This is a genomic window from Nocardioides sp. NPDC023903, assembly GCF_040639295.1.
GTDB lineage: Bacteria > Actinomycetota > Actinomycetes > Propionibacteriales > Nocardioidaceae > Nocardioides.
Window position 1 is genome coordinate 266,937 of the sequence record NZ_JBEZZS010000002.1, and the last position, 23,974, is coordinate 290,910.

A 23,974-nucleotide genomic window follows, 5' to 3' on the forward strand; every position below is an offset into this window, starting at 1 on the left:
CTAGGCTGCAAGGCGTCGAGCAACTTCTGCCACCGAAGGAACGCCTGTATGAGCCTGAACACCTCCGTCGTCGACGAGCTCTTCCAGCAGCGCTTCGAGGAGAAGCTGACTCCGGGTCTGGCCTATGGGGTCGTACGCGGCTCCGAGCTGCTCCACTCCGGCGCGTTCGGGGCGACGACCGAGGGTGGTCCGGCGCCGACGGCCGAGAGCGTCTTTCGGATCGCGTCGATGTCGAAGTCGTTCACGGCGGCCGCGGTGCTGCTGCTGCGCGACCGAGGGCTGGTCGACCTGGACGAGGCGATCGCGCAGTACGTGCCCGAGCTCGTCGACCAGGCGCCCTACTCCGCCGACTCGCCGGCGGTGACGCTGCGGCTGCTGCTCTCGATGTCGGCCGGGCTGCCGACCGACGACCCGTGGGGCGACCGGCAGGAGTCGCTGTCCTACGACGACTTCGGGACGTTCCTCGACGGAGGCTTCTCGACCGGGCAGGAGCCGGGGGTCGGGTTCGAATACTCCAACCTCGGCTATGCGCTGCTCGGTCGCGCGATCGAGAACGTCGTCGGTGGTTCGTCCCCCGAGGGGGCCAACCGCGACTTCGTCGAGCACGAGCTGCTGGCGCCGCTGGGGATGACCTCCTCGGCCTACTCGCCTGATGCGGTGCCGAACCGGGTGCCTGGTCACGTACCGCCGCTGCACCCCGCCTGGGCCGGCGACCGGCTCGAGGGTCCGCCGACGTGGGCCCCGACGGCGCCGGTGCCCTCCGGGTCGTTCGCGGCGATGGGTGGTCTGCACTCCTCGGTCGCCGACCTGGCGCGCTGGGTCGGCGGCTTCCTGGGCGCCTTCTCCTCCGCCGCCGACGGGCACCCGCTGTCGAAGGCGTCGCGGCGGGAGATGCAGCAGCTGCATCGGTTCGGCTCGGTGTCGGCCTCGCTGGGGTTCGAGGGTGCCGAGGCCGGGATCGGCGCGGTCGCCGCCGGCTACGGCTACGGCCTGATGGTCGACCACGACAGCCGGCTCGGGCAGTTCGTCCACCACTCCGGCGGCTACCCCGGCTACGGCTCGCGGATGGTCTGGCACCCCGCGACCGGCCTGGGTGTGATCACGCTGGCCAACAGCACGTACGCCGGAGGCTACCCGACCGCGATGACCGCGCTGCGCTCGCTGGTGTCGGACGAGCTCGCCGGCAATGCTCCGCAGCGGTTCTCGACGGTGGTCAAGGGCCTGCGGCCGCGGCTCGACTCTGCGCTGGAGGCCGCGGTCGAGCGGCTGCGTACCTTCGATCCTTCGGGTGCTGAGGTCTTCGCGCTGCCGTCGCTCTTCGCCGACAACGTCGAGCTCGACGCTCCCGACGCCGGCCGACGCGTCCAGATCACCCAGGCGCGCGCGAAGGTCGGGCTGCCGCTGGGCGGCGCGCCCTACGGCTACTTCTCCCGCGCGATGGGTGTCGCGCTCGCCGTGGTGCCGGCCGAGAAGGGCCGCTACGACATCGAGGTCATGCTCTCGCCGGAGGCCGAGCCGCGCATCCAGACCCTGCGCGTCAACGCCGTCCCCGACGCCCACGGGGGCCTTGTCGCCGCCGCCCGCGCCGCCCTCGAGGAGAGCTCCCCGGTCATCGCCGCCCTCCGGGCCTTCGGTCAGCCCGAGCTGATCACCACGCCCCTGTCCGGCGACGGTTCGTCGAAGGCCGACTTCCTGGTCGTCGCCGGCACGACCTACTGGAAGATCGCGGTGGGCAAGACGACCACCGTCACCGCCCTCCCCACCTCCGACCACCCCCGCCTCACCTACCTCGCCTCCGCGCTCCGCGGCTGAGGTCCTTCGCGCCGAAACCGTAGTTGTGGCGGCCGAGTCTGTAGTTGTGGGTGACGAGTCGACAGTCTCGTTCGTCACAACTACGGACTCGCCCGCCGTAAGTGAGGATTCGGCACGCCAGAAGTGAAGACTCGACCTTGATGTGTTCGAACAAATGTTCGATACTCATTGAGTGGGAGTGGTAGCGGGGATTGAGCGACACCAGAAGCTGGCTCAGATCGAGCAGCTTCGGTCGAAGGTGCGACGGCTGGAGCAGAAGCCGGGCATCGGTGCGGAGCTGGCTACGCACGAGGCGCTCGGTGGGGTGGTGCAGCTCCGGGCAGGCGGGACGTACGCGGCCGACTCGCTGTCGCTGGCGATGCTGCTGCTGGCGGGGCCGTCGGCGGCGGGGGAGTGGACCGCCGTCGTCGGTGTCGAGGACTTCGGCGTCGAGGCGGCGGCCGAGGCCGGGGTCGACCTGGAGCGGACCATCCTGGTGCCGCGGCCCAAGGACTCGTGGCTGGAGGCGACCGCGGCGCTGGTCGATGTGACCACGCTGGTGCTGGTCCGGCCGACCGGTCGGGTGACCCCGGGCGTCGCCGAGAAGATCGGCGCCCGGCTGCGCACCCGCGGCGCCGCGCTGGTCGCGCTGGGGGAGTGGCCGAGAGCAGACGTACGCCTGCGGGCGACCGAGCCGCGCTGGGTCGGGCTGGGCAACGGCGACGGCCATCTCCGGGCGAGAAGGATGGTGGTCGAGGCGGTGCGCGGGACGGCTCCGCCGCGGCGTACGGCGCTCTGGTTCCCGGCCGAGGACGGCGGTCTGCGGCGCGTCCTCGAACCCGTCGCTGACCCTTCGACAGGCTCAGGACATCGCCTTTCTGACCTGCGGAAACAGGAGTCGGCATGAGTCGTACGCTGGTGGTCTGGTGCGCCGACTGGCCGGTCGCCGCGGCGCTGGGTGAGGCCGGCCTGCCGAGGCACCTGCCCGCCGCGGTCTTCGCGCAGAACCGGGTCCAGGCCTACAACCAGGCGGCGCGGGAGTTCGGGATCAAGCGCGGGATGCGCCGCCGCGACGCGCAGTCGCGCTGCCCGGAGATCCAGGTGCTCGCCGCCGACGAAGCCCGCGACGCGCGGGTGTTCGAGGAGGTGCTGGTGCGCCTGGAGGAGCTGCGCCCCGGCGTCATGCCACTGCGCCCCGGGCTGGTCGCGCTGCGCTCGCCGGCACGCTTCTACGGCGGCGAGGCCGAGGCCGGCGCGGCGATCGCCGAGTGCGTGGTCGGGCTCGGGATCTGGGACGTACGGATCGGCATCGCCGATGAGCTCTTCACCGCCGAGCAGGCCGCGCGGAGCGCCGGGCTGCAGGAGACGTACGCCGTCCCGGCAGATGGAGGCTCCACCGCGTTCCTGCGCGCCCTGCCGGTCCATGTCCTCGAAGACGCGAACGCGGTCAGCCTGCTGCAGCGGCTCGGCCTGACCACGCTCGGCGGCCTCGCCGACCTGCCCGGCGCCGACGTCAAGGCACGCTTCGGGGCGCAGGCCGCCTGGGTCCGCCAAGTGATCCACGGCGAGGGAGCGCGCCCGGTGACCGGGCGTACGCCACCGCCCGAGCTCACCACCGAGGTGGCCTTCGAGCCGCCGCTCGACTCCGCCGAGGCGGTCTGCTTCTCGGCCCGGCAAGCGGCGGAGGGGTTCGTGAAGGGCCTGGCGACGCGCCAGGAGGTCTGCACCGAGGTGCGGATCGAGGTCGCGATGGAGGACGTCACGGACTCGGTACGCACCTGGGCGCATCCGCGGTGGTTCTCCTCCGTCGATCTCATCGACCGGCTGCACTGGCAGCTGGCCGGGGTCGTAGCGGGCGGGGCGGTGACCGAGGTCCGCTTCGTCCCCGAGGTCGCCGTCTCCGAGGCGGTCCACGCCGATGGTCTCTGGGGCGGCACGAACGAGCGCGTCGATCGCGGCATCGCCCGGGTGCAGGGTCTGCTCGGCCACGAGGCCGTCGTCGCCCCGGTGCTCCAGGGCGGCCGGACCCCACGCGACCGGCAGGCGTACGTCCCCTGGGGCGACCGCCCCACCACTCTCCGCGACCGCACGCTGCCGTGGCCGGGGAGCATCCCGCCGCCGGCGCCTGCCCGGGTCCTCGCCGAACCGTGGAAGGCGGAGGTCTGCGACCAGGCCGGGCGGCAGGTGCTGGTGCTCCCGCGCGGCGGTGTCTCTGCCGACCCCGCCCGCTACCGGCCCTCGGCGGGCCAACCCTGGCAGCGGGTCGCCTCCTGGGCCGGTCCGTGGCCGGTCACCGAGGCGTGGTGGGAGCCCGGCGGCGGGCGGCGGGTCGCCCGCTTCCAGCTCGTCGGGGTCGACGGCCGCGCCTGGCTGGCCACCTTCGACACCGACCACTGGCTCACCGAAGCCAGCTATGACTGACGGGGCGGTGGCTGATGGGCTGGAACAACCCCGAGATCCCGTGGAAGGAGCTGGAGCGACGGCTGTCGGGCCGTCCGCCGAAGGACCCCTACGGCGACGCGCCGATCTCGCGGCGCAAGAAGCGGCTGACCGACGAGTCGGTGCGCTGGCCGGAAGGCCCGGTGGTGCCGTACGCCGAGCTCCACGCCCACTCCGACTTCTCCTTCCTCGACGGAGCGAGCTCCCCGTCGGCGCTGGTCAGCGAGGCGATCCGGCAGGGGCTGCACGGGATCGCGATCACCGACCACGACGGCTTCTACGGGGCTCCCGCCTTCGCCGAGGCGGCGCAGAAGCTGACAGAGCCGGGGCGGCGGTTGCTGACCATCTACGGCGCCGAGCTGTCCCTGGGCCTGACCAAGCCGCAGAACGGGGTCGCCGACCCTGAGGGCAGCCATCTCCTGGTGCTCGCCCGGGGCGTCGAGGGCTACCGGCAGCTGGCCGGCGCGATCACCGAGGCGCAGCTGCGCGGTGACGAGAAGGGGCGGCCGGCCTACGACCTCGACGAGCTCGCCGATCGGGCCCGCGCCGGCAACTGGCTGATCCTGACCGGGTGCCGCAAGGGCACCGTACGCCAGGCCCTCACCTGCACCGGCCCGATCGCTGCGGCCCGGGCGCTGCGCGAGCTCACAGACAGGTTCGGCCACGACAACGTCGTCGTCGAGCTGACCGACCGCGGCCATCCGACCGACTCCTACGACAACGACCTGCTCGCCGGCATCGCTCGCGAGGCCGGCCTGCCCACGGTCGCCACCAACAACGTCCACTACGCCACGCCCGACCGGCATCGAGTGGCCGACGCGCTCGCGGCGGTCCGCGCGCGGCGCACCCTGAGCGACATCGCCGGCTGGCTCCCGGCCGGCCCGGTGGCATACGTAAGGACGGGGGAGGAGATGGACCAGCTCTTCCGGCGCTACCCGGGCGCGGTGGCACGCAGCGTCGAGATCGCCGACGAGTGCGCCTTCGACCTGCGCAAGGCCACCCCGAAGCTGCCCAAGCGCGGGATCCCCGAGGGCGAGACCGCCGCGAGCCGGCTGCGACACCTGACCGAGGAGGGTTTCGCGGAGCGCTATGCAAAGGCGTACGCCACCGACCCGGAGTTCGTCGAGAAGGCCCGCAAGCGGGTGGATCATGAGCTCGACGTCATCGAGCGCAAGGACTTCCCGGGCTACTTCGTGATCGTGCACGACATCGTGGCGTTCGCGCGGGAGAAGAAGATCCTCTGCCAGGGGCGCGGGAGCGCGGCGGCGAGCGCGGTCTGCTACGCGCTCGGGATCACTGCGATCGACCCGGTCTTCTACAAGCTTCCGTTCGAGCGGTTCATCTCCGAGCACCGTGAGGAGGAGCCGGACATCGACGTCGACTTCGACTCCGACAAGCGCGAGACGGTGATCCAGTGGGTCTACGACACCTACGGCCGCCGCAACGCCGCGCAGGTCGCCAACATCGTCGGCTACCGGCCGAAGATGGCGGTCAGGGACGCGGCCAAGGCGCTCGGCCACAGCCCCGGCCAGCAGGACGCCTGGTCCAAGCACCTCGGCTACTCCCGCGTCGAGGCACCGGACGACGTCGGCATCCCCGCTCCGGTCCTTGCGCTGGCCGAGGAGATCCACGGAGCCCCGCGCCATCTCGGCATCCACTCCGGCGGCATGGTGCTGACCGAGGAGCCGATCGGCGAGGTCGTACCCATCGAGCGCGCTCGCATGGAGAAGCGCACCGTGATCCAGTGGGACAAGGACGCCGCCGAGTACATGGGACTGGTGAAGTTCGACCTGCTCGGGCTCGGGATGCTGGCGGCGCTCGACCACATGATGCATCTGGCTCTCGAGCATCTGGGGGAGGGCTGGACCCTGGCGACCATCCCCAAGGAGGAGCCGGCGGTCTACGACATGCTCTGCCGGGCCGACTCGATCGGGGTCTTCCAGGTCGAGTCGCGCGCGCAGATCGGCACCCTGCCGCGCCTGCAGCCGCGCTGCTTCTACGACCTGGCCATCGAGATCGCGCTCATCCGGCCCGGACCGGTGCAGGGCGGAGCGGTCCATCCCTACGTACGCCGGGCCACCGGGCGCGAGAAGGTCAGCTTCGCCCACAAGCTGCTGGAGCCGGTGCTGGAGCGCACGCTCGGGGTGCCGCTGTTCCAGGAGCAGCTCATGGAGATGGGCCGCGTGCTCGGCGACTTCAACCACGACGACGCCGATCTGCTGCGCCGGGCGATGGGCTCGAAGCGTGGTCTCGAGCGGATCGACTCGCTCAAGGAGCAGCTCTATGAGGGCATGCGAGCCAAGGGCATGACCGAGGAGACGGCCGAAGCGGTCTACACCCAGATCCTCTCCTTCGCGAACTTCGGGTTCGCCGAGTCCCACGCGCTGAGCTTCGCCAAGCTCGTCTACGCCTCGTCGTGGTTCAAGCTCCACTACCCGGCCGCGTTCCTGGCCGGCCTGCTCCGCGCCCAGCCGATGGGCTTCTACTCACCGCAGTCGCTGACCCAGGACGCCCGCCGCCACGGAGTGGAGGTACGCCGCCCCGACCTCGTCCTCAGTCAGGCCGCCGCCGACCTGGAGCCGCTCGATGTCGACGCCGTGTCGCCGACCGGGAAGGAGGACTGCCGGCAGGACGGGGAGAAGACCCCGTGGGTGCCCGGCACCCCCGACCCCACCCCGGAGCACCGGCGTGACGGCAACTTCGCGGTGCGGCTGGGCCTGGACTCCGTACGCGGCATCGGTAAGGACGTCGCCAAGCGGATCGTGAAGGCTCGTGAGGAGGCACCGTTCAAGGACTCCCTCGACCTCTCCCGTCGCGCCGGGCTGGAGCGGGCTCAGCTCGAGGCGCTGGCGACCGCTGGATGTTTGGAGGTGTTCACATCGAGCCGTCGCCAGGCGCTGTGGCAGGCGGGCTGGACCGAGACCGAGGACCAGCTCGAAGGGGTGCGGTTCACCGCCGAGACTCCCGCGCTGCCCGGCCTCGACCCGGTCGAGGAGACCCTCGCCGACCTGTGGGCGACCGGCGTGACCCCCGGCAGCCATCCCTTCGCCCATCTCCGGACCGGCCTGACCGCAGCGGGACTCCCGAAGATCAGCGACCTCCCCACCTCGGAGCCCGGCCGGCGCATCACCGTCGCCGGTCTGGTCACCCACCGTCAGCGCCCCGGGACCGCGGGCGGCGTCACCTTCATCAACCTCGAAGACGAGACCGGCATGCTCAACGTCGTCTGCTCCGCCGGCCTGTGGAGGAAGCACCGCAAGATCGCCGTCTCCACCTCCGTCATGCTCATCCGAGGCATCCTCGAGCGCAACGACGGGGTCACCAACCTGGTCGCCGACCGCCTCGCCCCGCTCGAGGAGATCCACCCCGAGGCCGCCAAGGCCATCGCCTCCCGCCACCGCTCCCGTGACTTCCACTGACAGCCGAGACGTCGGCTACGTCGGCCGAGGCGTCACTCCCGTCGGCCGAGACGGCAGCCGGTGACCTCTCGCACGACGTACGTGACCTCTCGGCCGACGCGGGTGACGCCTCGGCGCTAGGCGGGCGCGCGGAACATCTCGAAGGTCGTACGCCGCCGCTCCTCGAACCCGAGGCCCAGGTAGACCGAGATGGCGCCGGTGTTGGCGACCGAGGCGTGCATCAGCGCGCGGGAGCCGCGGGCGTGGATGTCGGCTGTGACCGCGAGGACGAGGCGGCTGGCGAGGCCGCGGCCGCGTACCTCCGGCGCGGTGCAGACGGCGCTGATCTCGATCCACCCGCCCGGGTGCATCCGCTGGCCGGCCATCGCGACAAGGCGGCCCTCGTGGCGCAGCCCCAGATACGTACCCATCGTGTGGGTCGCCTTCTCGAACGGTCCCGGCTCGGTACGGGCGACGAGGTCGAGCATCTCGGGGACGTCGGCGTCCCCGAGCACGACAGCCTCGGGATCGGGCGCGGCAGCGACCCGTGACGTCTCGACGAGCTGGACCCCTTCGCCGCCGCCGACGACCGACCACCCTTCTCCGCAGACACCCGCCGCGCCGGTGATGAGCGCAGTGCCGCCGGGTCCGACGGCCGCGGCCAGATCGCGCCACGCCTGCGGCTCGCGCGGGTCCGAGACGGCGGCGAAGGGCGAGACGTCGGGACGGTAGCGCCGACCGAGTCCCGAGCCCTCGGCGAGCGAGGCGTGCGCACCGGTCAGCGAGTGCCAGACCGGGTTGTCGAGAACATCGTCGAGAAGAAGATCAGGCTGCGAGACGGACACGCCGGAATTTTCCCACCACCCCTCCAGTCACGGTTAATCCTTTTCGACAGGTGGATTGATGGGACGGGCGCCTTCCGCTCCGCCTGAGAAAGGTCAGTGCCGTGCTGACCGGAACGGCGACAGTGCGAGGATCGCCGATGCGACCGCGAACACCGCGACAGCCAGCCACAACGTGGGCCGGAAGCCCAGCAGATCAGCCAGCAGACCACCGGCAACCGCACCTGCGACGGCAATGGTCCGGTTGGCCGAGCGCCTGGTCGCGTTCACCCGCCCCTGCACTTCGTCCGGTGTGTTCGCCTGCCAGTAGCCCATCTCGTTGGCGTTCTCCAGCCCCATCCCCAGTCCGAGGACCAGTTGCCCGGTCGCGACAACGATGAGCGGGAGCACCGTTCCGGATGATGCGGAAGGTGCGAGCGCCACCACCGCCCACGCGACCATGGTGAGGAAACGCCCGACAAGGACGACCGGTCCGGCCCCGAACGCATGTCCGAGTCGCGTGGCCAGGAGCGCTCCGATCAGGCCCCCGACTCCGGCGAGGGCGAGGGCGATGCCGTACGTCAGCGGGCTCAGTCCCAGCGGTCGGAGCGCGAACGGCACGAGCACCGTGGCGGCCATGCTGTTCCCGAGGAACCAGACATGCGTCGACCAGGCCAGCGGTGCGAGAGTCGGGTGTCGGTAGATCCAACGGATCCCTTCGGAGATCTCCTGGCGCAGGCGGGTGGTGGTCGGTCGCGGAGGCGGTTCATCGATAGGAACCCTTGCGATCAGCACCGCGCTGACCAGATAGCTGACCGCGTCCACGAGAACCGCCCATGGGGCACCGAGCAGCGATACCAGTCCGCCGCCGACCACCGGGCCGGTCGTCTGCGCCGCGGTCTCGCTCTGGTCGAGTCGTGCATTGGCGGCCAGGAGTTCGGACCTCGGCACCAGCCGGGGCAGGAACGACTGGACTGCCGCGAACTCGATGACGTTGAGTGTCCCGAACACGAACAGCACAACAGCGACGGCCGACAGCGAGAGCCTATCCACCGCCCACAGGGCGGGAATGACCAGCAGTGTTGCGGCCAGAAGGACGTTCGACCACACCAGTACCGGTTTGCGACGCATCCGGTCGACCAGTGCGCCGACGACCAACCCAAGCAGCAGGTACGGCAGCAACTGCACCGCTCTGATCAACCCGACTTCGGTGGCGCTCGCGTCGAGCACCGAGACGACCAGAACTTGAATCGCGATCACGGTCACGGATGAGCCGAACGCGCCGATCGTTGCCGCGGCCCAGTAGGTGCGGAACCCCGGGACGGTCACCCGGCGATTCTAGGGGTGTAGCACCGGCTCTCCGCCGGAACTGCACACTCGACCGCCATTTCTGACAACTCGGCGCGGGGGTTGAGAATGGAGGGGTGCCTTCCGCTCTGCCTCCCGGTGACCCCGCCCCCACCGACGGGTCACTGCCGGCCGAATCGCTGAGCACGCTGGGGGAGAAGGGGCTGGGCTTCTACGTCCACGTCCCGTTCTGCACGGTCAGGTGCGGCTACTGCGACTTCAACACCTACACCGCGATCGAGCTGGGCCCTGGCGTGAGCCGGCAGACGTACGCCGACCAGGCCATCGAGGAGATCAGGCTGGCCCGCCGGGTGCTGGCCGACAGTGACAAGCAGGTGGACACCGTCTTCTTCGGCGGCGGCACCCCGACGCTCCTGCCGGCGAGCGACCTGGTCAGCATGCTCACAGCGATCAAGGACGAGTTCGGCCTCGCCGACGACGTCGAGGTGACGACCGAGGCCAACCCCGACTCCGTCGACCTGGCCTACCTGCGCGCCCTGCGCGAGGGCGGCTTCACGAGGCTCAGCTTCGGCATGCAGTCGGCCGTCCCCCACGTACTGAAGACCCTCGACCGCACCCACGACCCCGAGCGGGTCCCGCAGGTCGTGGAATGGGCGCGCGAGGCCGGCTTCGAGCAGGTCTCCCTCGACCTCATCTACGGCACCCCGGGCGAGTCGATCGACGACTGGCGCACCAGCCTCGACACCGCGCTGGCCAGCAACCCCGACCACATCTCGGCCTACTCGCTCATCGTCGAGGACGGCACCGCCCTGGCCCGAAGGGTCAGAAGAGGCGAGATCGAGATGCCCGACGAGGACGACCTCGCCGACAAGTACGAGCTGGCCGACGCCACCCTCCGAAAGCACGGCCTGACCTGGTACGAGGTCTCCAACTGGGCCACCGACGAGACCCAGCGCTGCCGTCACAACATGCTCTACTGGCAGGGCGGCGACTGGTGGGGCGTCGGCCCTGGCGCCCACAGCCACGTCGGCGGCACCCGGTGGTGGAACGTCAAGCACCCCAAGGCGTACGCCGACCGCATCGGCGCCGAGCAGAGCCCCGCCCACGCCCGCGAGATCCTCGCCGAGGAGGACCGGCGGGTCGAGCGCGTTCTGCTCGAGCTGAGACTCGCGGACGGCCTCCCGACAGAAGCTCTCGACGACGAGGGCCGAGCCGCTGTTCCGGAGCAAGTACGCCGCGGTCTGGTCACCGTCGCCGACGACACGATCTTCCTCACCGAGACCGGCAGACTCCTCGCCGACGCGGTGGTCCGAGACCTGCTCCCCTGAGGATCCCTGAGTTCGGGACCTTGGTCCTGATCGAAGGATCAGGGGTGATCCTGATTGGTAAAGAGGGCCTGACAAGGGAGAGTGGAGCTATGGCAACCACAACTCTTTCCCGTCCCAGCAACGACAAATGGATCGCCGGCGTCTGCGGCGGTCTCGGCAACCGTTTCGGCATCAACTCGAACCTGATCCGGCTGGCCTTCGTCATCTCCTGCCTGCTCCCCGGACCGCAGTTCATCGTCTACATCGTGCTGTGGATCATCATGCCGAAGAAGTCGGCCTACTGACCGAGGCTCAGACGGGCTCGGTCACGAAGTCGATCAGCTCCTCGACCCGCCCGAGCAGGGCGGGCTCCAGGTCGCCGAACGAGTTCACCCGCCCCAGGATGTGCTTCCAGGCCCGGGCGATGTCGGCCTGATCGCGGTGCGGCCAGCCCATGTGCTGGCAGATGCCCTTCTTCCACTCGATCGACCGCGGCACGTTCGGCCAGGCCTCGAGCCCGAGCCGGCCCGGCTTGACCGCCTGCCACACGTCGATGAACGGGTGACCGACGATCAGCACGTGCTGGCCGACCGCGGAGCGCCGGATCGACTCCGCGATCCGGGCCTCCTTGGAGCCCTTGACCAGGTGGTCCACGAGGACCCCGACCCGCCGCTCCGGTCCGGGCTTGAACGAGACCAGGTGGTCGGCGAGGTCGTCGACACCGCCCAGATACTCGACGACGACACCCTCGATCCGCAGGTCGTCACCCCAGATCTTCTCGACGAGCTCGGCGTCGTGACGCCCCTCGACGAAGATCCGCGACTCGCGCGCGACCCGGGCCTTGACGTTGTCCACGGCCACCGAGCCCGACGCGGTGCGGGTCGGCTTCGCGGGTGCCGTGCGGGTCACCGGGGGAGTGAGGATGACCGGCTTGCCCTCGAGCCAGAAGCCCGGCCCGAGCGGGAACGTACGCCGCTTGCCCTTCCGGTCCTCCAGGGTCAGCGTGTGCAGGTCGCGGTCGATCCGCACGATCTCACCGACGAAATCGGTCTCGACCTCCTCGACCACAGCGCCCAGCTCTGCGGGAGTCTCGACGGCACGCCCGTTCTTGGGCTTGCGCCAGTCGCCGGCCAGTACGTCGGAGCCGTAGCGATCGCTCATCCGGAGAACGTTAGTGGAGTCAGCAGCGAGAACCGGTGAGCACTCGCCCGAGCTGCTCGAGAACCTCGTCCGGCGTGGCCGCGGTCTCCGGGAACCGGAAGGTCACGTGGTGGCCGCCGTCGAGGGTGATCCAGGAGACGTCGACGCTCTCGGCGGTGAGGTTGGAGAGGCGTACGCCCACGATGTGACGCGGCCGCAGCCCGAGCCGTGCCGAGAGCGAGCGGCACAGGTCCGCCTGGTGCTCGTCGTTGGCGTGGGCCGTGATGCGGACCAGCAGATCGTCGGCGATCATAGGACTCTCCAGTGGGGCGGAAGCAGTACAGCGAATGGCTCTAAGGTCAGCCTAACCTAAGGCTATCTCGATGGCGAGAGAAGTGTTCCGTTCCACAGAGCGGAGCGGCCACCGGGAACTGGTGCCTGTGACGCGAACCGGTAGGATTGGCACTCGCACGGAATGAGTGCCAGGCAGCCAGGACGATAGGAGGGCAGATGCAGAACGAACGCAGGCTCTCCGTCCTCAGGGCGATCGTCGAGGACTATGTGAAGACCGAGGAGCCGGTCGGCTCCAAGGCGCTCGTGGAGCGTCACGGTCTCGGCGTCTCCCCGGCGACGGTACGCAACGACATGGCCGCGCTGGAGGAGGAGGGCTACATCACCGCCCCCCACACCAGCGCCGGCCGGGTGCCCACCGACAAGGGCTACCGGCTCTTCGTCGACCGGCTGACCACGGTCAAGCCGATGACCGCGGCCGAGAAGCGGGCGATCGCCGGCTTCCTCGAGGGCGCGGTCGACCTCGACGACGTCGTCACCCGCTCGACCCGACTGCTCTCCCAGCTGACCCGCCAGGTCGCGGTGGTGCAATACCCGACCCTGAGCCGCTCGACCGTGCGCCACGTCGAGCTGGTCGCGCTGGCCCCGACCAGGCTTCTCCTCGTGCTCATCCTCAGCACCGGCCGCGTCGAGCAGCGACTGCTCGAGGTGACCGAGGAGGTATCCGAGGAGACTCTGGCCACGCTCCGCGCCAAGATCAACACCGCGGTCGCCGGTGCCGTCATCGCCGACGCCGGCGAGGCGCTGCGCACGATCGCCAAGCCGGCCGATGCGCCCGCCGACGCCCCGCAGGACCCACTCGCGTCCGCGGTGGCCGACGCCCTGATCGAGGCGATGAACGACCACCGCTCCGACGAGCGGATCTCCATCGGCGGCACCAGCAACCTGGCCCGCTTCGGTGACAGCTTCGACACCGCCGTACGCCCGCTCCTGGAGGCCCTCGAGGAGCACGTCGTCCTGCTCAAGCTGATGGGCGAGGCGACCGCGGGCGGACTGGTCACGGTGCGGATCGGTGCCGAGGGCCCTTATCAGGAGCTGTCGCAGACCAGCGTGGTCGCGACCGGCTACGGACCTGGCGACGAGGCGCTGGCCACGCTCGGCGTGGTCGGCCCCACCCGGATGGACTACCCCGGATCCATGGCGGCGGTGCGCGCGGTGGCGCGTTACCTCTCCCGGATCCTCGACGAGGCTTGAGCAGCAGACTCGATTCAAGGAAGATCAGCGAACTTCGATGGCAGGAAGACCGACGTTGGACCCCTATGAGCTCCTCGGTGTCGACAAGGACGCCGACGACGCAACGATCAAGAAGGCGTACCGGAAGCTGGCGCGCCAGTACCACCCTGACGTCAACCCCGACGCCGAGTCGCAGGAGAAGTTCAAGGAGATCTCCCACGCGTACGAGGTGCTGAGCGACCCGCAGAAGCGGGCTGCGTTCGACCGCGGGGGCGACCCGTTCGCGGGCGGCTTCGGCGCGCAGGGCGCGGGCTTCTCGTTCACCGACATCATGGACGCCTTCTTCGGCGGCGCCGGTGCCGGCACCGGAGGCGCGGGGCGTGGCCCCCGTCCGCGCGTACGCCGCGGGCAGGACGCCCTCATCCGTCTCGACATCGACCTGGCCGAGGCCGCCTTCGGCGTGACCCGCGACCTCAAGGTCGACACCGCGGTCGTCTGTGACACCTGTGGTGGCGAGGGCGCCGCGGAAGGCTCCCACCCCGTCCCGTGCGAGACCTGCCACGGCCAGGGTGAGGTCGCGGTCGTGCAGCGCTCCTTCCTGGGCGAGATCCGCACGCTGCGCCCGTGCTCGGCCTGCAACGGCTTCGGCACCGTCATCCCCGACCCGTGCCGCGACTGCAGCGGCGAGGGCCGGGTGCGCTCCCACCGCACCTTGACCGTCAAGATCCCGCCGGGCGTCGACGACGGCACCCGGGTGCAGCTCGCCGAGCAGGGTGAGATCGGCCCCGGCGGCGGCCCCGCCGGCGACCTCTACGTCGAGATCCACGTCGCCAAGCACGCCACCTTCACCCGCAGGGGCAACGACCTGCACTGCACCGCGAAGGTGCCGATGACCGCGGCCGCGCTCGGCACCACGCTCAACCTGCCGACGCTGGAGGCCGACCTCGTCGGCGAGGGCGCCGACCAGATCGACCCCGAGGACGCCTCGATCCAGATCGACCTCAAGCCCGGCACCCAGTCCGGCACCGACCACGTCCTGCGTGGCCGCGGTGTGCCCGGTCTGCGCGGCGGTCGCGGCGACCTGATCGTGACCATCAACGTGGAGACCCCCACCAAGCTCGACCTCGAGCAGGAGGCGCTGCTGCGCCAGCTCGCCGAGATGCGCGGTGAAGAGTCCGTCCAGGGCCAGCTCAAGGCGGCCCACAAGGGCGGCGTCTTCTCCTGGTTCAAGGACACCCTCAACGGCCACTGAGACAAGCGCGGAGCTGACATGACCCTTCCCGTTCACCTCGTCGAGTCGCTCGTCGGCACCCGTGTCGGCGACGACATCGAGGTGAGCGGCGACGAGGGCCATCACGCGGTCGTCGTACGCCGCCTCCGGGTCGGCGAGGAGGTCGTGCTCACCGACGGCGCCGGTGAGGGCGTCACCGGGACGATCACCCAGACCACCAAGAAGTCGATGACCGTACGCGTCGACGAGATCTTCCTCGGCGACGCGCCGCCCGAGCCCGCGCTGACGGTCGTCCAGGCGCTGCCCAAGGGCGACCGCGGCGAGCTCGCCGTTGAGATGCTCACCGAGATCGGCGCCGCCAGCATCGTCCCGTGGGCGGCGACCCGCTCGGTCGCCGTCTGGAAGGGCGAGCGTGCGGTCAAGTCCCTGGCCCGCTGGCGGGCCACCGCCCGGGAGGCCGCCAAGCAGTCGCGGCGGCTGTGGCACCCCGAGGTCGAGCCGCTGGCCACCACGGACGCCGTCGTGGCCATGATCGAGGCGGCCGACGTAGCTGTCGTGCTCCACGAGGAGGGCACCCTCCCGCTCGGCGCCGTCCCTGTCATCGACGAGGGCACCATCCTCGTCGTGGTCGGCCCGGAGGGCGGCCTGACAGACGAGGAGATCTCCCTGTTCGAGAAGGCCGGCGCCACCACCATCCGCCTAGGCGGCGAGGTCCTGCGCACCTCCACCGCCGGCGTGGCCGCCTCCGCCGCCCTGCTGGCCCGCACCCGCCGCTGGGACTGACCCCCGCGAGAGGTCAGTTTCTGACGCCGACGCGTCAGTTCTTGACGCTGACACGTCAGATTCTGAAGACGCGTGCGCAGAAATTGACGTGTCGCGCTCAACTCTTGACCTCTCGACGTCAGATTTCGACGTCTCGAGATCAGAAAGTGACTGCTCGGCGTGGGGGGTTTGGCGTTGGGGGGTCGCGGGTGACGATGGAGACATGAGGAGCACACGTACGTTCCTGGGCCGACATGCCGCCGCGATCGCGCTGTCCGGCGTGCTGGGCGGGGTGGGGGTGTTGGCCGGTGGGTGTGGGAGCGACGATGCCGTGGCCGAGGATCCGGAGGTCTCGACCCAGCCGTCGGAGGAGCCATCCGCGCTTCCCCGCACCTCCGGCCTGATCACGCTGGCGGAGCCGGCCGAGGGCGCGACGGTCTCGGACAGCTTCGAGGCCTCGGGCAAGGCCAACTCTCCCGAGGCGAACGTGCCGTGGGAGGTCCGCGACGGCTCCGGTGAGACCGTGCTCGAAGGTCACGCGACCGCCGAGGGCTGGGTGGACAAGCTCTACCCGTGGAAGACCACGGTCGACGTCTCCGAGCTCGAGCCTGGGACGTACCTCTTCATCGCTCGCACCGACGACACCTCCGACGGCGAGGGGAAGCCTTCTGAGGAGGTTGGCGCCCGGATCACCGTCGAGTAGGAGATCATCGCTACCGTGATCCTCACCGAACGGCAGCTCAACCGGACCCTCCTGCTCCGCCAGCACCTGCTGTCGCGGGCCTCGCTCACCCCGGCCGAGATGATCGAGCATCTGGTCGGCCTGCAGGCGCAGGAGTCGCTGCCGCCGTTCTTCGCGCTGGCCGCCCGGCTGGAGTCGTTCGATCCGTACGCGCTCAGCGCCCAGCTCGAGTCGAGCGCGCTGGTCCGGCTCTCCTCGCTGCGGTCGACGATCCACATGCACACCGCCGCCGATGCCGCGCTGATCAGGGCCTGGACCCAGCCGGTCCACGACTTCTACACCCAGCGGGTCGAGATCGTCCGCCCGGCGGCGCAGCTGGAGGGCTTCGTGGAGGCGGCCGAGGACGTACTCGCTCTCGGGGCGCTGCCCAACGCGGCCCTCGAGGCCGGTCTGGTCGAGCACTTCCCCGATGTCCCTGCGAAGGCGCTCGGCCTGCGGGCGCGCAACGAGCTGCCGCTGGTCCAACTGCCTCCGCGGGGCCTGTGGAAGGGCTCGGGTGGGCTCGTCTACGACCTGCTCCCGCGCTGGACGGGCGTGCCCCCGGTGGAAGTCGACGATGTCGTCCCGACGCTGGCGCCGGAGATCGTACGCCGCTACCTGCTCGCCTTCGGGCCGGCGACCGCCGCCGACATCACCACCTGGTCGTCCCTGACCCGCCTGGGCCCGGTGGTCAAGCGGATCGAGGGGCTGGTGACCTACCGCGACGAGGCCGGCAAGACCCTCTACGACGTCCCGGACGCTCCGCTCGCCACCGGCGACGAGCACGCCCCGGTGCGGCTGCTGGGCAGGTTCGACAATGTCTGGCTCTCGCACGCCAACCGCGAGCGGATCACCGCCAAGGGGACCCGTAAGGAGTGGGGGATCGGCGGTGGCGGCGCGGTCATCATCGCCGGCGGCCACCTCATCGGCCTCTGGAAGCCGGTCGACGGCAAGGTCGAGGTCGTCAAGCTGCTCCGCGACCTCACCCCGGACGAGCGCGACGAGCTCGCCGAGGAGACCGTACGCGTCGAGTCGCTGCTTGCGAGCTGACGCCGGAACTATCCAGTAGGAGCGGAGCCGAGCGCCCGCGTACCATGGACGCATCAGCCTCGCGACGAGAAAGGGCCCGCTCCGGGCATCCATGACCGATCGACACCCAAGTCCGCTTCCGACCGACACCTCCGACCAGGGGGTCCACGCGACCACCAAGCACACCGTGGTCGTTCCGAACAGCGTCGACATGGTGACCGTCCTCGGTCCGGCCGATGAGCACCTCGGGATCATCGAGGCCCACTTCGACGCCGACGTGCACGTGCGTGGCAACCGGATCACCCTCCACGGCGCCCCCAGCGAGATCGCGATGATCGAGCGGGTCCTGGAGGAGCTGGTCCAGATCATCCGCACCGGCCAGGGAGTCAGCGGCGAGACCGTTGAGCGCGTGATCGGCATGCTCCAGGCCGACACCACGGAGAAGCCGGCCGACGTGCTGAGCCTCAACATCCTCTCCAACCGCGGCCGGAGCATCCGTCCCAAGACGCTCAACCAGAAGCGCTATGTCGACGCGATCGACAAGCACACGATCACCTTCGGCATCGGCCCGGCCGGCACCGGCAAGACCTACCTGGCGGTCGCCAAGGCGGTCCAGGCGCTGCAGACCAAGCAGGTCACCCGGATCATCCTGAGCCGCCCGGCGGTCGAGGCCGGCGAGAAGCTCGGCTTCCTGCCCGGCACCCTGACCGAGAAGATCGACCCCTACCTGCGCCCGCTCTACGACGCGCTGCACGACATGATGGACCCGGAGCTGATCCCCAAGCTGATGGCGTCGGGGACCATCGAGGTGGCCCCGCTCGCGTTCCTCCGCGGGCGAAGCCTGAACGACTCCTTCATCATCCTCGACGAGGCGCAGAACACCACGCCCGAGCAGATGAAGATGTTCCTGACCCGCCTCGGCTTCGGCTCCAAGATCGTGGTCACCGGTGACGTGACTCAGACCGACCTCCCCAACGGCCAGAAGTCCGGGCTCCGCGTCGTGGAGGGCATCCTCGACGACGTCAAGGACATCAGCTTCAACAACCTGACCAGCCACGACGTCGTACGCCACCGACTGGTCGCCAAGATCGTCGCCGCCTACGAGGAGCACGACGTGCAGAGCCAGGGACGGGCCTCCGGAGAGGGCAGATGAGCACAGAGATCGTCAACGAGTCCGAGCAGGAGATCGACGTCGAGCACGTCGCCAAGCTCGCTCGTTTCCTGCTCGAGCAGCTGCGCGTGCACCCGCAGGCCGATCTCCGGATCAAGTTCGGCGACGAGGCCACGATCACCGAGCTCAACGAGCGCTACTTCGACACCGAGGGCCCGACAGACGTGCTGTCGTTCCCCGGTGATGAGCTGCTCCCCGGCCGCCTCGACGAGGAGCCGGAGGAGGGCGACCTGGGCGATATCATCATCGCCCCGACGATCGCGGCCAAGCAGGGCGAGGCAGCCGGCCACGGCACCGTGGCGGAGATCGAGCTGCTGACCACCCACGGCATCCTCCACCTGCTCGGCTACGACCACGTGGACCCCGAAGAGCACGCCGAGATGTTCGGGCTGCAGGCCAAGCTGCTCAAGGCCTGGGGCTCCTCGGCCACCGCACCCGAGTAGGAGCACCACCACCAACCATGGACGATGCGAGGCTGCTGATCGCAGCCGCAGTTCTGGTCCTGATCGCCGGCATCTTCTCGGCCGCCGACGCGGCGCTCAGCGCCTTCTCCCGCGCCCGGGCCGCGGAGCTGGTCTCCGAGGGCCGTGCTGGAGCCAAGCGCCTGGTGGCGGTGGTCGGCGATCCCGCCCGCTACGGCAACACGGTGCTGCTGCTCAGGATGCTGTGCGAGATCGGCGCGACGGTGTTGGTCGCGCTGTGGGCGTACGACCTCTATCGGGGGCACTGGTGGCCGACCGTGCTCACCACGACCGGGACGATGACCGTGGTCTCCTTCGTCGTCATCGGCGTCGGACCCCGCACCCTGGGGCGTCAGCACCACGAGGGCATCGCCCTCGCGGTCGCCGGCCCGATCGGCGCGATCACCGCGATCCTCGGCCCGATCCCGAGCCTGCTGATCATGCTCGGTAACGCGCTCACCCCCGGCAAGGGCTTCCGCAAGGGCCCGTTCTCGACGGAGACCGAGCTGCGCGAACTGGTCGACATCGCCGAGGCCTCCGACCTGATCGAGGCCGACGAGCGCCGGATGATCCACTCGGTCTTCGAGCTCGGCGACACCCGCGCCCGCGAGGTGATGGTGCCTCGCGGCGACATCGTCTTCCTGGAGCGCCGCAAGACCCTGCGCCAGGCGCTGTCGCTGTTCCTGCGCTCGGGCTACTCCCGGATGCCGGTGATCGACGACAGCCTCGACGACATCATCGGGATGGTCTATCTCAAGGACGTCGTCGCGCGGGACTTCGAGGCGCCGGAGGTCGAGACCACCCAGCGGGTCGAGTCGCTGATGCGCAAGCCGACCTGGGTCCCCGACTCCAAGCCGGTCGACGAGCTGCTGGCCGAGATGCAGCAGCACCGCCAGCACATCGCGGTCGTCGTCGACGAATACGGCGGGACCGCCGGCCTGATCACCATCGAGGACATCCTCGAGGAGATCGTCGGCGAGATCACCGACGAGTACGACATCGAGGACCGCGAGCCGCTCCACCTCGGCGACGGCTCCTGGCGGGTGCCCTCGCGCTTCCTGGTCAGCGACCTCGAAGAGCTCATCGGCCTCCCCGTCGAGGAGGACGACGTCGACTCCGTACGCGGCCTGATGGCCAAGCATCTCGGCCTCGTGCCGATCCCCGGGACCGAGGTCGAGGCCCACGGGCTCTGCTTCGTGGCCGAGGAGGCTGCCGGCCGGCGGAACAAGATCGGTACCGTACGCATTAGCGTCGTCGTCCCGGCCGAGACCGAGGCCGACGACGAGGACGAGCAGCGCGAGAAGACGGACAGGAAGAAAGAGGCCCATGCCCGAGCAGAGTGAGCCCTCCGCGGAGGACCGCAAGCTGGTGACCCTGGCGCGCGCGACGCGTGCCCGCACCGGCGCGGCCGAAGGAGCAGCCGTACGCGACCTCGACGGCCGCACCTACGCCGCAGCCACCGTGGATCTGCCCTCGCTCCAGGTCTCCGCGATCGGCGTCTGCGTGGCGATGGCGGTGGCCTCCGGCTCCAAGGGCCTCGAGGCCGTCGTCGTGCTCGGCGAGGCCGGGGAGCCCTCCGCGAACGACCTCTCGATCGTCAAGGAGTTCGCGGGCGAGGACGTCCCTGTCCTCGTCGGCGATCCCCGCGGCAACCTCCGCTGAGCCCCTGCGGGCTGCTCAGCGAGCGGCTCGGTGGCCGCCGGTGCCGGCCCCGCCGGACTCGGCGAGGAGCGGAAGGGTGCCGAGCTCGATCGTGACGTGGATCCCGTCCTCGTCCCGGTAGGCGGTGAGACCGTTCATGGTGGCCATGTCGACGCCCTTCTCACGCATGTGCACGACGATCTGGTCGATCGCCAGCGCCAGCCGGGCCTGGGAGACGGACTTGTTGCGCCACTTGACCTGGTTCTCGGTGAAGTAGGGGGTTGCCTTCTCGGCGAGCGTTGACACAGCGTCACGATGGGCAGCACTGGACATGGGGACCCTCCAGGGTGCACGAGATTGGGGGCGCTCGACGGGAGCAGTCGGCGCTTGTGACTGTAAGCGAACGAACGTGAAAATCGAAACCCGAGATCCCAGGGCGCGAGTAAAGTGCGTGGAGTGACGGGTGAGACTGGTTGGCAACGACACACCGAGGCCGTCGAGCGGCTGACGACCTCCTACGAGGAGATTCCTGACGGCGCTCCCGTCAGGCTGGCCAAACGCACCACCAACCTCTTCCGGGCCCGGGCGGCGACCGACACCCCCGGACTCGACGTCTCCGGCCTGGGCGGCGTGATCGAGGTCGATGCTGTGGCAGGCACCGCCGACGTGCAGGGGATGTGCACCTACGAGGACCTCGTCGACGCCACCTTGGCGTACGGGATGATCCCGTACGTCGTCCCGCAGCTGCGCACGATCACGCTAGGCGGCGCGGTGACCGGGATGGGCATCGAGGCCACCTCGTTCCGCAACGGGATGCCGCACGAGTCGGTGCTGGAGATGGACATCCTGACCGGGGCGGGCGAGATCGTCACGACGCGTCCGGGGGACGACCTCTTCGACACCTTCCCCAACTCCTACGGTTCGCTCGGCTACGCCACCCGGCTCAAGATCAAGCTGGAGAAGGTGCCGGGCTACGTCGCGCTGCGGCACGTACGCTTCGACGACCTCGGCCTGCTCACGAAGACGATCACGCAGATCACCGAGACCAGAACGTACGAGGGGGAGCGGGTCGACGGGCTCGACGGTGTCGCGTTCGAGCCGGGGGAGTACTACCTGACCCTCGCGACCTGGACCGACCACGCCACGCAGACCCCCAGCGACTACGGCGGCCAGCAGATCTACTACCGCTCGATCCAGGAGCGCGAGACCGATGTGCTGACGACCTACGACTACCTGTGGCGCTGGGACACCGACTGGTTCTGGTGCTCGGGTGCCTTCGGCGCGCAGAACAAGTACCTCCGCAGGGTGTGGCCGCGCCGGCTGCGGCGCTCGGACGTCTACATGAAGCTGGTCGGCCTGGACCGGAAATTCGGCATCGCCGACAAGCTCGACGCGCGTGCCGGACGGCTTCTGCGGGAACGGGTGATCCAGGACATCGAGGTCCCGGTCGAGAACCTCCCCGCATTCCTGGAGTGGTTCGACGCCGAGATCGGGATGCGGCCGGTGTGGCTGTGTCCGCTGGTCTCCCAGGGGACGAACACAGGAGGGAAATGGCCGACCTACCCGCTCGAGGCGGGCCGGACGTACGTCAACGTCGGCTTCTGGGGCACGGTCCACGTCGGCCCCGGAGCCGTCAACGCTCCCAAGAACCGTGCGATCGAGACACAGGTCCACGAGCTCGGCGGGCATAAATCGCTCTACTCCGAGGCGTTCTACGACAAGGATGTCTTCGACGCTCTCTATGACGGGGACAACCTCGCTGCCGTGAAGGCGAGGTATGACCCCGGCAATCGGTTGACCGATCTGTACAGCAAGGCGGTGAAGAGACTGTGAACCATATTGCAGAGACCATCAACGAACTCTTCGACGGTGGGCTGCCGATCAAGCTCACCGCGTACGACGGCAGTGTCGCCGGCGACACGGACTCTCCCTTCGGGATGGAGATCCTCAACCCGCGCGGGCTCGCGTTCCTGCTGACCGCGCCGGGCGATCTGGGTCTGGCGCGTGCCTACGTCAGCGGCGACATGGCCCTGCACGGCATCCATCCGGGCGACCCCTACCCGCTCCTGGACCTGATCCTGGACAAGACCGACTTCAAGCGGCCCAGTCCTCGGGAGACGGTCGACATGGTGCGCGCTCTCGGGGCGAAGAACTTCGTCCCGCCCAAGCCACCGCCGCAGGAGCACCTGCCCGCGTGGCGGCAGCGGGCCGAGAACGTACGCCACCTCTCCGGTCGCGCGATCAGCGCGCTGCCGTGGACGCGGCACTCGCCCGAGCGCGACGCCGATGCGATCCACCACCACTACGACGTCTCGAACACCTTCTACGAGTACGTCCTCGGGCCGTCGATGACCTACACCTGCGCGCTCTACCCGACCGATGATGCCACGCTCGAGGAGGCGCAGGCAGCCAAGTACGACCTGATCTGCCGCAAGCTCGGGCTCGAGCCCGGAATGCGGCTGCTCGACATCGGCTGCGGCTGGGGTGGGATGGTGCGCCACGCGGCTCAGCACTACGGCGTCAAGGCGCTCGGTGTCACGCTCTCGCGCGAGCAGGCCAACTGGGCACAGAAGGCGATCAAGGCCGATCGTCTCGATGACGTCGCCGAGGTGCGCTTCTCCGACTACCGCGACGTGGTCGAGGGGGACTTCGACGCGGTCAGCTCCATCGGGCTCACCGAGCACATCGGCGTGGCCAACTACCCGGCCTACTTCGGCTTCATCAAGAGCAAGCTGCGCGACGGGGGCCGGCTGCTCAACCACTGCATCACCCGTCCCGACAACATCTCGAAGGCGAACGCGGGGGCCTTCATCGACCGCTACGTCTTCCCCGACGGTGAGCTGATCGGCTCGGGCACCATCGTGTCCGCGATCGAGAACACCGACCTCGAGGTGCAGCATCACGAGAACATCCGCGTCCACTACGCCAAGACCCTCACGGCGTGGAACGACAACCTCCGCGACAACTGGGACGCCTGCGTCAACGAGGTCGGCCTCGGAACCGCGAAGGTCTGGGGCATCTACATGGCCGGTTCGCGGATCGGCTTCGAGCGCAACAACATCCAGCTCCACCACGTGCTCGCGACCAAGACGGTCGACGGGCTCTCCGGCTACCCGCTGCGGCACACCTTCTGAGTAGCCAAGGGCGGAACGGTCGTTGTGGCCCGTACGGCCGCCCAGCTCGAACGCGCCCGCGACGAGGTCGAGCACGCCCGCTCCTGGGGGCTCGGT

General features: G+C 69.6%; 22 protein-coding genes. 17 read left to right on the forward strand and 5 right to left on the reverse strand.

Annotation, left to right across the window (positions count from 1 at the left end):
* Window positions 1-48 precede the first annotated feature (48 nt).
* The 4 genes from AB0F44_RS04760 (at window position 49) to AB0F44_RS04775 (ending at window position 7,649) form a co-directional block, all read left to right on the forward strand.
* The gene (locus AB0F44_RS04760; protein WP_357353177.1) at window positions 49-1,812 is read left to right on the forward strand and encodes a serine hydrolase domain-containing protein; all 1,764 of its coding nucleotides are present in this window, start codon (window positions 49-51) and stop codon (window positions 1,810-1,812) included.
* 172 nt (window positions 1,813-1,984) lie between these two features.
* Entirely contained in the window at window positions 1,985-2,698 is a 714-nt protein-coding gene (locus AB0F44_RS04765; RefSeq protein WP_357353179.1) for a hypothetical protein, read from the forward strand.
* A complete protein-coding gene (locus tag AB0F44_RS04770) occupies window positions 2,695-4,212 on the forward strand; it encodes a DNA polymerase Y family protein (RefSeq protein ID WP_357353181.1) in 1,518 nt (505 codons plus the stop codon). Before AB0F44_RS04765 ends, AB0F44_RS04770 begins: the two co-directional genes overlap by 4 nt.
* A gap of 14 nt (window positions 4,213-4,226) precedes the next feature.
* Window positions 4,227-7,649 carry an error-prone DNA polymerase gene (locus AB0F44_RS04775; protein ID WP_357353183.1) on the forward strand — a complete coding sequence of 1,141 codons (3,423 nt, stop codon included), beginning with the start codon at window positions 4,227-4,229 and terminating at the stop codon, window positions 7,647-7,649.
* Window positions 7,650-7,765: 116 nt separating this feature from the next.
* Here AB0F44_RS04775 and AB0F44_RS04780 read toward each other — a convergent pair whose 3' ends face one another.
* Both AB0F44_RS04780 and AB0F44_RS04785 read right to left on the reverse strand, forming a co-directional pair.
* Entirely contained in the window at window positions 7,766-8,473 is a 708-nt protein-coding gene (locus AB0F44_RS04780) for a GNAT family N-acetyltransferase (protein WP_357353185.1), read from the reverse strand.
* Window positions 8,474-8,566: 93 nt separating this feature from the next.
* A complete protein-coding gene (locus AB0F44_RS04785) occupies window positions 8,567-9,778 on the reverse strand; it encodes an MFS transporter (protein ID WP_357353187.1) in 1,212 nt (403 codons plus the stop codon).
* Between the two features lie 95 nt (window positions 9,779-9,873).
* Between AB0F44_RS04785 and hemW the strand changes: the two genes are divergently transcribed.
* A complete protein-coding gene (gene hemW, locus AB0F44_RS04790) occupies window positions 9,874-11,085 on the forward strand; it encodes a radical SAM family heme chaperone HemW (RefSeq protein WP_357353189.1) in 1,212 nt (403 codons plus the stop codon).
* An 89-nt stretch (window positions 11,086-11,174) separates the two neighbouring features.
* Window positions 11,175-11,369, forward strand: a complete 195-nt coding sequence (locus tag AB0F44_RS04795) for a PspC domain-containing protein (RefSeq protein WP_350664544.1) — start codon at window positions 11,175-11,177, stop codon at window positions 11,367-11,369.
* Window positions 11,370-11,376: 7 nt separating this feature from the next.
* Here AB0F44_RS04795 and AB0F44_RS04800 read toward each other — a convergent pair whose 3' ends face one another.
* Both AB0F44_RS04800 and AB0F44_RS04805 read right to left on the reverse strand, forming a co-directional pair.
* Window positions 11,377-12,225, reverse strand: a complete 849-nt coding sequence (locus AB0F44_RS04800; protein ID WP_357353191.1) for a DUF3097 domain-containing protein — start codon at window positions 12,223-12,225, stop codon at window positions 11,377-11,379.
* Window positions 12,226-12,244: 19 nt separating this feature from the next.
* Window positions 12,245-12,517 carry a hypothetical protein gene (locus AB0F44_RS04805; protein WP_357353193.1) on the reverse strand — a complete coding sequence of 91 codons (273 nt, stop codon included), beginning with the start codon at window positions 12,515-12,517 and terminating at the stop codon, window positions 12,245-12,247.
* Window positions 12,518-12,714: 197 nt separating this feature from the next.
* Between AB0F44_RS04805 and hrcA the strand changes: the two genes are divergently transcribed.
* The 9 genes from hrcA (at window position 12,715) to AB0F44_RS04850 (ending at window position 20,765) form a co-directional block, all read left to right on the forward strand.
* A complete protein-coding gene (gene hrcA, locus AB0F44_RS04810; protein WP_357353195.1) occupies window positions 12,715-13,749 on the forward strand; it encodes a heat-inducible transcriptional repressor HrcA in 1,035 nt (344 codons plus the stop codon).
* Window positions 13,750-13,786: 37 nt separating this feature from the next.
* Window positions 13,787-14,980, forward strand: a complete 1,194-nt coding sequence (gene dnaJ, locus AB0F44_RS04815; protein ID WP_357353197.1) for a molecular chaperone DnaJ — start codon at window positions 13,787-13,789, stop codon at window positions 14,978-14,980.
* 18 nt (window positions 14,981-14,998) lie between these two features.
* Complete coding sequence (locus tag AB0F44_RS04820) at window positions 14,999-15,742, forward strand: 16S rRNA (uracil(1498)-N(3))-methyltransferase (protein WP_350664551.1); 744 nt, start codon at window positions 14,999-15,001, stop codon at window positions 15,740-15,742.
* 202 nt (window positions 15,743-15,944) lie between these two features.
* Window positions 15,945-16,424, forward strand: a complete 480-nt coding sequence (locus AB0F44_RS04825; protein ID WP_357353199.1) for a Gmad2 immunoglobulin-like domain-containing protein — start codon at window positions 15,945-15,947, stop codon at window positions 16,422-16,424.
* A gap of 15 nt (window positions 16,425-16,439) precedes the next feature.
* Window positions 16,440-17,492, forward strand: a complete 1,053-nt coding sequence (locus tag AB0F44_RS04830; protein ID WP_357353201.1) for a winged helix DNA-binding domain-containing protein — start codon at window positions 16,440-16,442, stop codon at window positions 17,490-17,492.
* A 190-nt stretch (window positions 17,493-17,682) separates the two neighbouring features.
* Window positions 17,683-18,624, forward strand: coding sequence for a PhoH family protein (locus tag AB0F44_RS04835; RefSeq protein ID WP_355018298.1), 942 nt, complete (start codon window positions 17,683-17,685; stop codon window positions 18,622-18,624).
* Entirely contained in the window at window positions 18,621-19,085 is a 465-nt protein-coding gene (gene ybeY, locus AB0F44_RS04840) for an rRNA maturation RNase YbeY (protein WP_357353203.1), read from the forward strand. Before AB0F44_RS04835 ends, ybeY begins: the two co-directional genes overlap by 4 nt.
* A gap of 17 nt (window positions 19,086-19,102) precedes the next feature.
* Window positions 19,103-20,446 carry a hemolysin family protein gene (locus tag AB0F44_RS04845; RefSeq protein WP_357353205.1) on the forward strand — a complete coding sequence of 448 codons (1,344 nt, stop codon included), beginning with the start codon at window positions 19,103-19,105 and terminating at the stop codon, window positions 20,444-20,446.
* Entirely contained in the window at window positions 20,430-20,765 is a 336-nt protein-coding gene (locus AB0F44_RS04850) for a cytidine deaminase (protein ID WP_357353206.1), read from the forward strand. Before AB0F44_RS04845 ends, AB0F44_RS04850 begins: the two co-directional genes overlap by 17 nt.
* Window positions 20,766-20,780: 15 nt before the next feature.
* Here the strand turns inward: AB0F44_RS04850 and AB0F44_RS04855 are convergent, their stop codons facing one another.
* Window positions 20,781-21,050 carry a hypothetical protein gene (locus AB0F44_RS04855; protein WP_357353208.1) on the reverse strand — a complete coding sequence of 90 codons (270 nt, stop codon included), beginning with the start codon at window positions 21,048-21,050 and terminating at the stop codon, window positions 20,781-20,783.
* Window positions 21,051-21,200: 150 nt separating this feature from the next.
* Here AB0F44_RS04855 and AB0F44_RS04860 point away from each other — a divergent pair, with 150 nt between their 5' ends.
* Together AB0F44_RS04860 and AB0F44_RS04865 are read left to right on the forward strand one after the other, a co-directional pair.
* Window positions 21,201-22,577 carry an FAD-binding oxidoreductase gene (locus AB0F44_RS04860; protein ID WP_357353210.1) on the forward strand — a complete coding sequence of 459 codons (1,377 nt, stop codon included), beginning with the start codon at window positions 21,201-21,203 and terminating at the stop codon, window positions 22,575-22,577.
* Window positions 22,574-23,878 (forward strand): class I SAM-dependent methyltransferase, encoded by a 1,305-nt coding sequence (locus AB0F44_RS04865; RefSeq protein ID WP_357353212.1) that lies wholly within the window; start codon window positions 22,574-22,576, stop codon window positions 23,876-23,878. The genes AB0F44_RS04860 and AB0F44_RS04865 overlap by 4 nt, the downstream gene beginning before the upstream one ends.
* Window positions 23,879-23,974: the final 96 nt, after the last annotated feature.

Excerpts from the sequence above, each read along its gene's own strand:
- AB0F44_RS04760 (WP_357353177.1), top strand. The coding sequence starts at position 49 with ATGAGCCTGAACACCTCCGTCGTCGACGAGCTCTTCCAGCAGCGCTTC.
- AB0F44_RS04770 (WP_357353181.1), top strand. The coding sequence starts at position 2,695 with ATGAGTCGTACGCTGGTGGTCTGGTGCGCCGACTGGCCGGTCGCCGCG.
- AB0F44_RS04775 (WP_357353183.1), top strand. The coding sequence starts at position 4,227 with ATGGGCTGGAACAACCCCGAGATCCCGTGGAAGGAGCTGGAGCGACGG.
- AB0F44_RS04795 (WP_350664544.1), top strand. The coding sequence starts at position 11,175 with ATGGCAACCACAACTCTTTCCCGTCCCAGCAACGACAAATGGATCGCC.
- AB0F44_RS04800 (WP_357353191.1), bottom strand. The coding sequence starts at position 12,225 with ATGAGCGATCGCTACGGCTCCGACGTACTGGCCGGCGACTGGCGCAAG.
- AB0F44_RS04805 (WP_357353193.1), bottom strand. The coding sequence starts at position 12,517 with ATGATCGCCGACGATCTGCTGGTCCGCATCACGGCCCACGCCAACGAC.
- hrcA (WP_357353195.1), top strand. The coding sequence starts at position 12,715 with ATGCAGAACGAACGCAGGCTCTCCGTCCTCAGGGCGATCGTCGAGGAC.
- dnaJ (WP_357353197.1), top strand. The coding sequence starts at position 13,787 with ATGGCAGGAAGACCGACGTTGGACCCCTATGAGCTCCTCGGTGTCGAC.
- AB0F44_RS04820 (WP_350664551.1), top strand. The coding sequence starts at position 14,999 with ATGACCCTTCCCGTTCACCTCGTCGAGTCGCTCGTCGGCACCCGTGTC.
- AB0F44_RS04825 (WP_357353199.1), top strand. The coding sequence starts at position 15,945 with ATGAGGAGCACACGTACGTTCCTGGGCCGACATGCCGCCGCGATCGCG.
- AB0F44_RS04835 (WP_355018298.1), top strand. The coding sequence starts at position 17,683 with ATGGTGACCGTCCTCGGTCCGGCCGATGAGCACCTCGGGATCATCGAG.
- ybeY (WP_357353203.1), top strand. The coding sequence starts at position 18,621 with ATGAGCACAGAGATCGTCAACGAGTCCGAGCAGGAGATCGACGTCGAG.
- AB0F44_RS04845 (WP_357353205.1), top strand. The coding sequence starts at position 19,103 with ATGGACGATGCGAGGCTGCTGATCGCAGCCGCAGTTCTGGTCCTGATC.
- AB0F44_RS04850 (WP_357353206.1), top strand. The coding sequence starts at position 20,430 with ATGCCCGAGCAGAGTGAGCCCTCCGCGGAGGACCGCAAGCTGGTGACC.